At 62.0% G+C, this 12,391-nt stretch carries 13 protein-coding genes; 3 read left to right on the top strand and 10 right to left on the bottom strand.

The window, feature by feature from the left end:
- Positions 1-27: 27 nt before the first annotated feature.
- Genes P0D87_RS21555 through P0D87_RS21545 form a run of 3 tightly spaced genes read right to left on the bottom strand, consistent with a single transcriptional unit; the run spans position 28 to position 2,237 of the window.
- Positions 28-402, bottom strand: a complete 375-nt coding sequence (locus tag P0D87_RS21555) for a tautomerase family protein (RefSeq protein WP_044020373.1) — start codon at positions 400-402, stop codon at positions 28-30.
- A 54-nt stretch (positions 403-456) separates the two neighbouring features.
- Positions 457-957: an aromatic-ring-hydroxylating dioxygenase subunit beta gene (locus tag P0D87_RS21550; RefSeq protein WP_053859836.1), complete on the bottom strand. Its 501-nt coding sequence runs from the start codon at positions 955-957 to the stop codon at positions 457-459.
- Positions 954-2,237 carry an aromatic ring-hydroxylating oxygenase subunit alpha gene (locus P0D87_RS21545; RefSeq protein ID WP_029967125.1) on the bottom strand — a complete coding sequence of 428 codons (1,284 nt, stop codon included), beginning with the start codon at positions 2,235-2,237 and terminating at the stop codon, positions 954-956. Before P0D87_RS21545 ends, P0D87_RS21550 begins: the two co-directional genes overlap by 4 nt.
- Positions 2,238-2,392: 155 nt before the next feature.
- Between P0D87_RS21545 and P0D87_RS21540 the strand changes: the two genes are divergently transcribed.
- On the top strand, positions 2,393-3,313 hold the full coding sequence (locus tag P0D87_RS21540) for a LysR family transcriptional regulator (RefSeq protein ID WP_408637028.1): 921 nt from the start codon (positions 2,393-2,395) through the stop codon (positions 3,311-3,313).
- An 18-nt stretch (positions 3,314-3,331) separates the two neighbouring features.
- On the opposite strand, the gene P0D87_RS21535 is transcribed toward P0D87_RS21540, so the two are convergent.
- The 7 genes from P0D87_RS21535 to P0D87_RS21505 all read right to left on the bottom strand — a co-directional run bounded on the left by P0D87_RS21535 (position 3,332) and on the right by P0D87_RS21505 (position 10,579).
- The gene (locus tag P0D87_RS21535) at positions 3,332-4,300 is read right to left on the bottom strand and encodes a PDR/VanB family oxidoreductase (protein ID WP_053860790.1); all 969 of its coding nucleotides are present in this window, start codon (positions 4,298-4,300) and stop codon (positions 3,332-3,334) included.
- 40 nt (positions 4,301-4,340) lie between these two features.
- The gene (locus P0D87_RS21530; protein WP_006047302.1) at positions 4,341-5,645 is read right to left on the bottom strand and encodes an MFS transporter; all 1,305 of its coding nucleotides are present in this window, start codon (positions 5,643-5,645) and stop codon (positions 4,341-4,343) included.
- Positions 5,646-5,787: 142 nt separating this feature from the next.
- Positions 5,788-6,708, bottom strand: a complete 921-nt coding sequence (locus P0D87_RS21525) for a LysR family transcriptional regulator (RefSeq protein WP_006047301.1) — start codon at positions 6,706-6,708, stop codon at positions 5,788-5,790.
- A gap of 48 nt (positions 6,709-6,756) precedes the next feature.
- A complete protein-coding gene (locus P0D87_RS21520) occupies positions 6,757-7,446 on the bottom strand; it encodes a hypothetical protein (RefSeq protein ID WP_053860791.1) in 690 nt (229 codons plus the stop codon).
- Between the two features lie 2 nt (positions 7,447-7,448).
- Positions 7,449-7,952, bottom strand: a complete 504-nt coding sequence (gene hpaC, locus P0D87_RS21515) for a 4-hydroxyphenylacetate 3-monooxygenase, reductase component (protein ID WP_053859837.1) — start codon at positions 7,950-7,952, stop codon at positions 7,449-7,451.
- Positions 7,953-7,973: 21 nt separating this feature from the next.
- A complete protein-coding gene (locus tag P0D87_RS21510; RefSeq protein WP_053860792.1) occupies positions 7,974-9,188 on the bottom strand; it encodes an acyl-CoA dehydrogenase family protein in 1,215 nt (404 codons plus the stop codon).
- A 32-nt stretch (positions 9,189-9,220) separates the two neighbouring features.
- Positions 9,221-10,579 (bottom strand): MFS transporter, encoded by a 1,359-nt coding sequence (locus P0D87_RS21505; protein ID WP_053859838.1) that lies wholly within the window; start codon positions 10,577-10,579, stop codon positions 9,221-9,223.
- A gap of 290 nt (positions 10,580-10,869) precedes the next feature.
- Here P0D87_RS21505 and P0D87_RS21500 point away from each other — a divergent pair, with 290 nt between their 5' ends.
- Together P0D87_RS21500 and catC are read left to right on the top strand one after the other, a co-directional pair.
- A complete protein-coding gene (locus tag P0D87_RS21500; protein WP_053859839.1) occupies positions 10,870-12,006 on the top strand; it encodes a muconate/chloromuconate family cycloisomerase in 1,137 nt (378 codons plus the stop codon).
- Positions 12,007-12,031: 25 nt separating this feature from the next.
- Complete coding sequence (catC, locus tag P0D87_RS21495; protein ID WP_006047295.1) at positions 12,032-12,322, top strand: muconolactone Delta-isomerase; 291 nt, start codon at positions 12,032-12,034, stop codon at positions 12,320-12,322.
- Positions 12,323-12,391: the final 69 nt, after the last annotated feature.

Genomic DNA, 12,391 nt, shown 5'->3' with positions numbered 1-12,391 from the left:
GGTGAGCCGCGCGCACGCATCGCGTCGCTATCGGCCCAAAGCGCGAGCGGTTTTACCGCCAAGACCAAAATCCGTATTCGGAATGTCCTTGATCATCACGCGTGTGGATTGCAACGGCACGTCAAGCACAGCGGCGCTGGTTTCACAAAGCTGTGCGATCAGCGCTTCTTTCTGCGCGTCGGTGCGGCCCGCGATCAGTATCGCGACGATCACCGGCAACGCGGCTGGCGTGAGCTTGCCGCCCAGCCCGATATTGGATGCCGGCAACTCCGACAATAGAATGCGTACGGACTCGGCGGGCGCGCCGATGGCATCGACGGTCGCCTGCGTGAGGCCATGAATGAGCGATGCCTTGCGGTCGTCGCTGTGACCTTGCGGCAAATAAACTTCGAGTGTCGGCATGATGAAAAGGCGAAAGCGCATCGGCGCATGCATGTGCCGATGCGCGATTGAACATCAAAGCAGGAAGCCGATCGCGTTCAGCGCTTCCGTCGAATTGATCAGGCGGATGACTTTCTCGACGAGACGCGGCTCGCCGTCGGCCATGCTGATCTTGTGCGTGAGATCGGCCGCGAAGATCGTCGACACGCCACGCTTGTACGCGATGATGATCTGCGAAGACTTCACTTCAACGACGTCCGCACTCTCCGACGACCGCGTGAAGCGCGACACCGTGCGCACCGTGCGCGCCGCATCGGATGCGGATGCCGAGTAGCCCGAAGTCATGCGTTGCACACGCAATTCGCGCATGTGCTGATCGTCGAAGGCGTAGTTAAGCGTGGATGCGTAGTCGGTCGTATCGGGATCGATCGGCACGACATAAACGCCTTTCGGGTCCCACATCTGCAACCACGCGTGATAGTCGCGCCGGTCGAGAAGCTCGGCTTCGCGCCAGATAAACTCGATCGCGCGTGCAAACGTCTGGTGCGAGAAAAGTGCGTTGCGCTCGTCCATCATGCTTGCTCCATCATTGCGCGCCATTGGCGGTACGCTTCGCGCATGCCGGTTTCGTCGGTTGCGTGCGCGGTCTTTTCGCCGTTCGGCGCGGTCGTTTCGCGGTTGAGGCCACGGTTCACGAGAATCGGTACGTCGGGGCCCGCATACGAGCCGCGCTGCACGCGTTCCCATGCTTCCGCGTCGTCGGGACTGCCGAAGCCAAACGGCCCCTGAAAGTGCTCGTGTATGCGAAGCCGCACGCGGTTCGCTTCTTCGGGGCCGCCGTCCATCGCGAGCGCGACGTGACGAATCTCCGTTTCTTCCGCGGAGATCGGGCGCAGCACGCGGAAGAAAGCCATCGACAACGCGAGGTTCGGGAACAGATTCAGATTGAAGCCGACGCCCATCAGCGATCGCACAATGCGGCGCACTTCTTCCGGCGTGTGCTTGTGCGCGAGTTGCGCGGCGAGTTCGTTAAAGCGCTCGGGCAACGGCGCGCCGTCGTCCTTATCCAGATCGACGATCTCGGGCACCAGCACCGCGAGGCTATGGCCATTGCCGAGCGAGCGGCAAAACGCGTCTTCGCTCGTCATGAAGCTGGTGATGGCGGCGGCGGTTTCATCGTCAATAGACTTCATCCACGACTTGTGCACGACGGGGAAGTGATAGAGGTCAGTCGTGTTCTCGAGTTGGATCTTCCAGTTGCCCTTGAACTTGAACTTGTGCTCGCCGTTGGCCTTGATCGGATAGCCGGCGCCTTGCTTCATGAAAAGGTCGATCCACGGTTTTGCACCGCCGAGGAAGTCTTCCAGCGATTCGATGTTTTCGTTGAAGCTCGCGAAAATCAAACCCTGGTACACGCCGACGCGCAGCTTCTTGAGCGGCAGATCGCCTTTCTCGCAAACGCCTTCGTAGCCGTCGCCATAGGGCAGCGCGCGCAGTGTGCCGTCGAGCGCATACGACCAGCTGTGATACGGGCACGTAAAGCCTTTTGCATTGCCCTTGTGCTCTTCGCACACGGTCGCGCCGCGATGACGGCAGCGGTTCTGCAGCACGTTCACCGCGCCCGTCTTGTCGCGTACGACGATGACCGGCTGCCGGCCGATCGTCGTCGTCACGAAGTCGCCTGGCTTCGGCAACTCGCTGTCATGCGCGACCCACACCCACGTCTTGTAGAAAATGCGCTCAAGTTCTTCTTCGAACAGTTGCGGATCGTAGTAAAGCGAAGGCGCGATGCGGTCGGCTTCCGCGCGCTTCGCGAGCGCGCTGGTGTCGATGGTTTGATAGGTCGGCGTACTCATCGTGATCGTGGGGAGGTTGAGTGGCTGAGAAGGGAGAGGCACTGCGACGTGAGCGCATCGTCTCGTTGACATCAGTCTCGCTTTGCGAAGATCATGCGTCAAATCGATTAAAAACAGGTCGCCCGATAAACGCGGCCGATTTAACGCGAGTCCCCATGACCTCCATCGACCACATCGATTTGAATCTGCTGCGCGTGTTCCAGGCCATCGTGGAGGAACGCAGTCTGACGAAAGCAGGCGAGCGGCTTGCGCTGTCGCAGCCCGCAGTCAGCTACTCGCTCGGACGACTGCGCACGCTTTTCGACGACCCGCTTTTCATTCGCACGAGAGCCGGGATGCAACCGACGCCCGTTGCGCTGGAACTCGCGGACATCGTGGGACGTGCGCTGGATACCGTGCGGCAGGCGCTGCGATACGCCGAGCGTTTCGATCCGGCGACGAGCACGCGCACGTTTCGTCTGTCGCTATCGGATGCAGGCGAAATGGCCTATCTTCCGGCGCTATGTGCCGCGCTCCAGAAAGCCGCGCCGCGCGTCAAGCTGGTGGTCGAGCCGATGCGCGTGGAAGAGATGGAAGAGGCGTTGCGTTCCAGCCGCCTCGACTTCGCGATTGGCAACCTGCCGTTGTTGTTGCCACGCACGAAGCATGGTTTGCTGTTCGAGGAATCGTATGTCTGCATGACGCGCAACCGGCCGGATTTGCCGCGCGGAAATGAGTTGAAGCTCGAGCAGTTCCTGACCGCATCGCATGTGCAGATCAATTCGCTCGAACACAGTCATCATGCGCTCGACGATGCGCTGCGTTCGCAAGGCGTCGGGCGCAATGTCGCGCTCGTGCTGCCGCATTTCGTGGCGGTGCCTGGCGTGCTCGCTGCAACGGATTTACTGGCGACGTTGCCGGAGCGGCTCGCGCATATCCTGAATCGCGGCGACGCTTTCCGTACTTACGCATTGCCGGTGCATGTGCCGAAAGCGGCTGTCACGATGCACTGGCACGAGCATTTCAACGACGACGAAGGCATTGTCTGGATGCGAGGCCTCATCACCGACATCCTCGCCGGCTTCACGAAGATGTGAGAAGTACAGGTCGCAGAGCTACAAATCCAGCACGAGCACCGGCGTACGCGAGCGCGATACACAGCAGCAGATCACGCTGTTGCTGGCGCGTTCCGCCTTGCTAAGGCAATGATCTCGATGCTCGGGCTCGCCGCTAATCACGTCGACCATGCAAGTGCCGCACACGCCCTCGCCGCATGATGTGTCTACTTCAATGCCGATCGAAGCGAGGGCATCGACGATGGATGTTTTTTCGTCCACCTTCACGGTCTGACCCGTGCTCGCCAGTTGTACCTGGAAGCTCGCGAGCGAGGTTCCCGTTTCGTTTGCGGGCTCGGCCTTGAACCGTTCGAGATGAATGGCATCGGCGGGCAAGCGCTTTTGCGCGGTGTCGACCACGAGGTCCATGAACGGCGCGGGACCGCATGTGTAGACATGGGCGTCGGGGCCCGCTTCGCTCAGGCAGATGTCGAGTTCGGCGGCAAGCGCGTCGCGCCGCACACCGAAGTGCAATCTCACATGGGAGTCGAACGGCGCGCGCGTGAGCAGCGTCATGAACGCGGCATGTGCCTCGCTACGCGCGAAGTAGTGCAGCGTGAAGCGCGCGCCGCGTGCAGCGAGGCGATAGGCCATCGAGAGCAACGGCGTAATGCCGATGCCCGCGCCGATCAGGATATGCTCGCTGGCGCCGTCGTTCAGTTGGAACAGATTGCGCGGCGCACCGACCTGCAGTTCTGTGCCGATACTCACTTCCTCATGCAGCGAGCGCGATCCGCCGCGCGACTGCTCTTCTTTTTTAACCGCGAAAACTTGAGACGATACGCATTCGGGATCGCCGCATAACGAATATTGCCGCGTGATTCCCGAGGGACTCGTGACGTCGATATGCGCACCCGGTTCAAAGCGTTCGAAGTCCATGCCGTCGAGACGCGAGATTTTGAACGAGCGCACGCCGTGCGCTTCTTCAGACAGGGCGTCGACGCGGACCTTGAGGGCTTGAGCTTGCATGATGCTTTCCGATGACAATTTCGAAAACGATGAGTCGAGGTTAGCGCCGCGTCTCATGCGTGAACCTGAGCGTCACGACGGTGACGAGACCCAGACCGATGAGGAATAACGCGACGGGCCAGTAAGCGTGATACCGCACGAGCAGCGCCGTCGCGATGAGCGGCGACAGGCCGCCCGCGAAAATCGACGCGACCTCATGTCCGAGTGCAACGCCTGAATAGCGCACTTCCGTGCTGAACAATTCGCCGACCAGCGCGGGCAGCGTGCCGATCATCGCGCCGTGGCAGACGGCCGTTCCGAGCACCAGCGCGAGCCAGATCAGCGGTGTCGAATGCGTGTCGAGCAGCCAGAAGAACGGGAACGCCATGACCACGAGCGACACCGCGCCGATCATGTAGACGGGCTTGCGTCCAATGCGGTCGGAGAGTTTGCCCCACAGAAGCATCGCAAACATCTCGATGATCATCGCGAGCATCACACCGGTGAGCATGATCGAGTTGGAGATACCGGCAAACTTTCCGTAGACCAATGAGAACGCGAGAAAGATATAGGCACCGCCGTTCTCCGCGACGCGCAAGCCCATCGCCATGAGAATCTCTTTCGGGTGACGCTTGATGACCTCGATCACCGGCATGTGCGCGGTCTTGCCCGCCTTGTTCGCTTCCTCGAAATCGTGGCTCTCCGGCAGGTTGTGGCGGATGTAGACACCAATCGCGAAGATGGCGATGCTCGCGAGGAACGGCAGACGCCAGCCCCACGAAATGAACTGATCGTGCGGCAACGCTTGAGCGCCGAGAAATGCCGCCGACGAAAGTACGAAGCCGCCGCCCACGCCCAGTTGGCTCCACGCCGCGTAGTAGCCGCGTTTTTCGGGCGGTGCGCTTTCGCTGATCATCAGCACGCCGCCGCCCCACTCGCCGCCCGAGGCAATGCCTTGCAGCAGACGCAGGCCGACCAGCGCGGCGGGCGCCCACAGGCCAACGTGATCGTAGGTCGGCAACAGGCCGATTCCGAACGTCGCGACGCCCATGATGAGCAGCGTCCAGACCAGCGACGCGCGACGTCCGTAGCGGTCGCCGATATGTCCGAACACGACGCCGCCTAGCGGCCGCGCGACAAAGCCCATCGCAAACGCCGCGAAAGCGCCGAGCGTTCCGACCAGCGGGTCCGCGTTGGCCGGAAAGAACAGTTGCCCGAACACGAGCGCCGCGGCCGTGCCGTAGACGAAAAAGTCATACCACTCCATTGCATTGCCCGCGACGGACGCGACGACGATACGTCTGAGTGCGCGATCCGGCGTCGCTGGAATACGTTCGGCTGCCGAGGAGGATTGAACCGTGGACATGTCTGCTCGCTGGGTAGGTAGGTGGCGCGCGCCTCTCGGGCTTCGCATAGCGGACAGTTTCAAAGCGCCGGATAACTGCGTCAAATCGGCCGAAAAGGGCGGGGAATATCAGCGCGGCAAATAGTCCGAGTGAGTGCGCGCGTCAGGCTTGCGGCTGATGGAACATCGCGAACAGCGCGTCCCGCAGCCATGCAATGCCGGGGTCAGACGCGGACTGCGTATGCGAATGCACCTTGATTTCGATCGGCGGCAGCGAGAACGGCAACGGCAGTACGCGGAACGCCTTGCCGCGATTGAACCGGCGCGCGATGCTCTTCGGAAAGATCACGGCAAGATCGGTGTTCATCACGATCTCCGGCGCGACGACGAAATGCGGCAGTCGCACGACGACCTCGCGCTTGACGTCGAGTTCGTCGAGCCACTGCTCGACCATGCGGTGCCCGGTCGCGTTGGTGGTCGCATACACGTAGCGCAGCGCGGCGAGGTCTTCGCGTGTCGGCTTCGCCTTACGCAGTGGATGACCCGCGCGCACCACGCACACATGTTCGTCGACGAACAGCGTCTGGCTCACGCAGCCTGCGTCGAGTCCGGGCACATAGCCGAGCGCCAGGTCGATCTCGCCGGCGCGCATCGCGGCGCTCACCGATTGAACAGGGATATTCGCCACTTCGATGCGAATGCCGCGCGCCTCGCGATCCAGCATCGAAACGAGCGGCGGCAGAAAATAAAACTCCGACATGTCGGACATCGACACGCGAAACACGCGCTGCGCCGTGGCGGGGTCGAACTTCGCGAGCTGCTGTACCGCGTCGTTGATGATCGCGAACGCCTGGGCGAGCGGCGGATAAAGGCGGTAGGCGGCATCGGTGGGCACCATGCCGCCGGGCGTGCGCAGAAACAGCGGGTCTTCGAAAAGATTTCGCAGACGACGCAGCGCGTGGCTCACGGCCGGCTGCGTCAAACCCAGGCGATCACCGGCGGCAGTGAGGCTGCGCAGATCCCAGATCGCAAGGAAAACGCGCAGCAGGTTCAGATCGGCGATGCCGACATGCGGCTTGGTCATGCGCTTCGCTCGCGGACAAAGGGGGCAACGCGCATCTCGCGACGCCGGTCAGTGTGTCCCGAGATTACCGTAGTTGCTGCGCATTGCAAAATGCGGCGTCGCGCCCGTGAAAGGCGGCAGCGCGTGGAAGTCGCGGCGCATCGCGTCGCGGACCGGAGAGGCAAGCGCGATCGCGAGTGCGGAGGCATCGTCGAATACGACCTTGTTGCGCTGCATCGCATTGGCTTGGGCAAAAGGCAAGCCGCTTCTGCTGTCGATGCGCGTATAGATCTCCAGCTCACGCAGCGCCGGCAGTTGCAGCATCAATGGGGGGTGATGTTCCAGGTAATGCGAAAGCCACGCGTTGAAGTTGTCGGCGATGCCTTCGTAGGCGACCAGATAGGTGCAGCGCTCGGCGTCGAATCGCGCGGTGCGTTTGTGCGTGCGCACCGCCATGACCTGCTGCGCGAACGATTGCCGGCTCAATGCGTGACTCGCCGCAGCCTGCAACGCGCGATGAATCGCGCCGTCTTCCGCGCAGGCGGCTTCGAGCGGCGCAAGATCGTCGAAGTACCACTGCAGTACGGTCGACGGCGCATCGCTCGAGGCCGCGATGCGCGGGTCGACGCGCTGTTCGAGCGGTTCATGAACGATGAGCCTGCTCAGACCTTCGACGCCTTCCGCCGCCCGTTGCAGCGCGGCGCCGTCAAGCAGCGGCTGCATGCGCGGACCGCCGATCAGGAAAAGGCAAACTTGCATCGTCATGCCGCCTCGCCTGTGAGCAGGTGGAATCGTCTGCCGAAGTAGACGAGGCCGTTGCCTTCGCCGCACAGATCGATATGCTCGATCCGCACGAAGATCACGGAGTGCGAGCCTATCGTTTTGCTGTCGATGATCGTGCCTTCCAGCGTGGCGATTGCATCGTCGAGCACAGGGACCGCAAGGCGGCCCGCGTGCCACGCGCATTGATCGAAGCGCGCTTGCATCGAGCAACCGGTCATGCCCGCGAACACGCGCGCCGGCTCCTGGCCTTGCGCGCCCAGCACGTTGATGCATACGCGGCCGTTGCCGTGCAGCACGTCGTGCACATAACTCGACTGATTGATGCAGATCAGCATGGTCGGCGGGGAGTCCGTCACCGAACACACGGCGCTCGCGGTGATGCCGCATCTGCCGTGCGGACCGTCGGTGGTGATCACGTTGACCGCCGCCGCGAGGCTCGCCATCGCGTTGCGGAACTGGGTGCGTTGTTCGTCGTGCGTCATGGCCATCGCTCCTCTCACGGCTCAGGGATACGGCGTCACAGGCGGAATGCCGACGAAGACGGCTCCCGATGCGTCGTAAGTCCCTTCGCCGAGGAACGCGTGCTGCGTCACGACGATCGAATCGCGCACGAGCCGTTGCATGCGGCTCTCCCGGTAGATCGCGCCAACGCCCGCCATCTTGTACGCCTGCATCACGATGTCGGCACACGTATGCGCCGCGTGCGTCGCTGAGAGGCGTAGCAGGTTCGCTTCCGCGGGCAGCACGGGGTCGCCTGCGAGCACGGTGCGCCACGATGCTTCCGCGGTGTCGAAGAAAAACGCGCGGGCGCTGCGCCACTGCGCTTCCGCTTGCGCGAGGCCGGAGCGATAGTAGGCGCGGTCGGCGAGACGCGGCGCGCCCGTGGTGGTCTTCGTCACGCCCGACATGCCTGCCAGCAGGTCGAGCGCCGCGCGCGCGAGGCCGACGTTGACGGCGGCATGCACCTGCGCCTGATAGCTGACGGCAGGGTAGCGATACAACGGCTCGTCGATCAGCGCGACGCCGCCGCGAACGAAGGTCCATCGCTCGTCGACGTACTTGTCCTTCAGGCGCAAGTCGTGACTGCCGGTGCCCTGCATGCCGACCACGTTCCAGTTCTCGACGATTTCGACTTCGCTTGCAGGAAAAACCGCGGTGAACGGCTTGCCCGCGTTTTTATCGTCTGCGCCGGCGGGAGCGCCGCCGATGCCGACGCCGATCCAGTCCGCGCCCTTGCAACCGCTCGCGAAGCGCCATTGCCCGGACACGCGGTAACCGCCTTCCAGGCGCTCGGCTTTTTGCAGCGGATACAGCCCGCCGGCAAAGACCTGATCGGGCCCGGACGCATAAATTTCAGCCTGCGTTTCAACGGGCAATGACGCGAGGTAGGTGTTAGCCGAGCCGAACGCGGCGACCCATGCGGTGGACCCATCGGCAATGGCGATGCGCTCGAGCACCTCGAGAAAGCGCGGCGGCGGCAGTGCGTCGCCGCCGAAACGCTTCGGCGTACTCGCGCGAAAAATGCCTGCGCGTTTCATCTTGGCGACCATATCGCGCGGCACATGCGAGAGTGCATCGAATTCATCGCGGCGGCGCTCGACCTCGTCGATCAGCACGTCGAGCGAAAGGGGCGCGGCGTATTCGGGGTAGTCGTTCTGCGAGTCGATAATCGATTCGCTAATCGATCGGCTAATCGATCCGCTATGAAGGGCTTGCATGCGAAGTACCTCTTGGTCAATGAAGTGATGCGTCATTCGGATCGCTGATGCGCGGCGCTGCGCATCGCTTTGGGATAGGTCTCGCGCGCGAGCAGCGTCGCAATCACGGTGACGAGGCCCAGGCCGCCGAGATAGATCGCAACCGGCACGGCGCTGCGATAGTGAGCCAGCATCGCGGTCGCGATCATCGGCGAGAGACCGCCGCCGAGTACCGACGACAACTCGCGGCCAATGCCGAGTCCCGAGAAGCGCAGGTGCACCGGCAGCATTTCGCTGATGAAGGCAGGCTGTGCGCCTTCCAGAATGCCCAGCGTGAGGCTGTTCGCCAGCAGCAGCGCGGCGATGACCTTCCAGTATTCGCCCGAGCCCAACAGCGAGAAGTAAGGCCATGCGACCAGCACCATCGCGATGGCGCCCACGAGGTAGACCGGCTTGCGCCCGACCTTGTCGGTGATGTGGCCGGACAGCAGGGAAACCGGGATCATCAGCAGCATGGAGATGGTGAGGCCGCCCAGGATCCAGCTCGACTTGATGCCGAGGAACTGTCCGTATGCAATAGAGAACGCGAAGAAGATGTACGACGCGCCGCCTTCGCCGAAACGCAGGCCGAACACGGTGAGCACTTCACGCGGACATTGCTTGAGGACTTCGATCACCGGCATCCGGCTTGCGTGGCGCGTCGCCTTGACTTCCGCGAAGGCGGCGCTTTCGCCGACCGACCGGCGCATCCACAAGCCGAGTGCGACGAGTGCCGCGCTCGCGACGAACGGTATGCGCCAGCCCCAGCTCTGGAAGTCGCCGGACGGAAGGTTCTGGACGAGCAGGAACGCAGCGGTCGACAGCACAAAACCAAGCGCGGCGCCGCATGGGCTCCACGCGGCGAGCGCGCCGCGCCTCGATTGCGGCGCGTTCTCGTGGATGAGCAGAATGCTGCCGCTCCATTCGCCGCCCGCCGCGAGCCCCTGCAAGATGCGCAACAGCACGAGCAGCACCGGCGCTGCGATACCGATCTGGTGATATGTGGGCAACAGTCCCATGAGCATCGTGGCCGAGCCCATCGTGAGAAGCGTGAGCATCATCACGACCTTGCGGCCGTAGCGGTCGCCGATATGGCCGCACAGTACGCCGCCGATCGGCCGTGCGATGAAGCCCACGGTAAAGCCGCCAAATGCAGCGATGGTGCCGGTCAACGGATCGGTGCCGACAGGAAAGAACAGCTTGCCGAAGACGAGCGCCGCAGCGGTGCCGTAAAGGAAAAAGTCGTACCACTCGAGGATCTGCCCAAGCACGGCAGTCGTGACGGCGCGCTGCACGTTGCTCACGCCGCGAGGCGCAGGCCTCGCGGCGAGCGTCGGCGCGCTCAGATCGGGATTCACGGCGTCAGGGTTCATAGTCATTCGGATAACGAAGGTTTTTAACCCGCTTCAAATTGCTCGAAGACGGCGCGGCGCTTTCAATCGACACGGAAACGGCATGCGTCGAACGATATAAGCCGCCATGACACCGGTCAAATTCGAGCCAAAAATGCGCGATATGAATTCGGTGCATGAGCTGTCCGTGAAAACCCTCGGCATTAATAGGCAAATCAGCGATATGGATGCGGCGCGCGATATTGATTTATTTGACCGGCGTTGCGGGCGACCTTACCTTGTGACGCAGCTATCAGTTCACTTCATTGGCCATGACTCAACCGACAATCGAACGTATCGAAACGCGCCTCGTCGACTTGCCGACGATCCGGCCGCACAAGCTGTCAGTCGGCACCATGCACGGCCAGACGCTGATGCTCGTGACGATCTATTGCAGCGATGGCAGTGTCGGTACTGGCGAAGGGACGACGATTGCCGGCATGGCGTATGGACCTGAAAGCCCGGAGTCGATGAAGCTCGCAATCGACGCATACCTGGGCCCCGCGATGATCGGCAAAGACGCCTCGCGTGTTCAGGCTTTAATGGCGCATTTGAGTAAGCTCGTCAAAGTGAATCACTTCGCGAAGAGCGCCGTCGAAACAGCGTTGCTCGATGCGCATGGACGGCGGCTTGGCGTGCCGGTCAGCGAATTGCTCGGCGGGCGTTGCCGCGATCGTCTGCCGGTTGCATGGACGCTCGCTTCGGGAAGCACCGAAAGGGACATCGTCGAAGCGGAGAAGATGCTCGAATTACGCCGGCATAAGACGTTCAAGTTAAAGATCGGCGCAAGAGATCCCAAGGTGGATATCGAACACGTAGCGCGCATCAAGAAAGCAGTGGGGGATCGCGGCGCAGTGCGCGTCGACGTCAATATGGCGTGGAGCGAAACGCAGGCGGCGTGGGCCATTCCTGCACTCGCCGATGCGGGATGCGAACTGGTCGAGCAACCGGTGAATTCCGCGGCAGCGCTCAAGCGGCTAATGCGTCGCTTCCCTGTTGCATTGATGGCCGACGAAGTACTCCAAGGCCCGCAGAGCGCTTTCGACATTGCGAAGAACGATGGCGCCGATGTATTCGCGATCAAGATAGAACAGAGCGGCGGACTCTTCGCGGCACAGCGTGTCGCTGCTATCGCGGACGCCGCCGGTATAGAGCTTTATGGCGGCACGATGCTCGAAGGCGCGGTCGGCACGATTGCATCGGCGCATCTGTTTGCGAGCATTCCGAATCTGCAATGGGGAACCGAGCTCTTCGGTCCGTTGCTGATCACCGAGGAAATTCTCGTAAAGCCGCTCGATTACAGCGATTTCGAATTGACCGTGCCGGATGGTCCCGGCCTCGGCATCGAACTGGACAAAGACAGGATAAAGCGCTTTACCCGCGACGGCTCCGAGAAGGTCACACAGTAATTCCCTGAAAGAGTGAGACACGACAATGCTCTACCACGTACGCATGGATGTCAGCATTCCGCCCGACATGCCGGCCGACAAGGCAAATGAACTGAAAGCACGCGAGAAGAGCTATTCGCAGGAATTGCAGCGTAGTGGCAAGTGGCGCCATATCTGGCGCATTGCAGGCGAGTACGCCAACTACAGCGTGTTCGACGTGGAAGGCAACGCTGAGCTTCACGACATTCTGATGGCTTTGCCGTTGTATCCGTATATGAAGATTTCCGTCACGCCGTTGTGCCGTCATCCTTCTTCCGTTCGTACCGGCGACGCGTGAGGCCGACAAAGCGCGCGATGTACTGACGCGCGCCCACGCCGCTTTCCCCAATACAACATGGAGACAGAA

The organism is Paraburkholderia sp. RL17-368-BIF-A, assembly GCF_046054045.1.
Taxonomy (GTDB): Bacteria; Pseudomonadota; Gammaproteobacteria; order Burkholderiales; family Burkholderiaceae; genus Paraburkholderia; species Paraburkholderia graminis.
The sequence above is the reverse complement of the archived record's forward strand: the minus strand, read 5'-3'. Positions and strand labels throughout refer to the sequence as shown.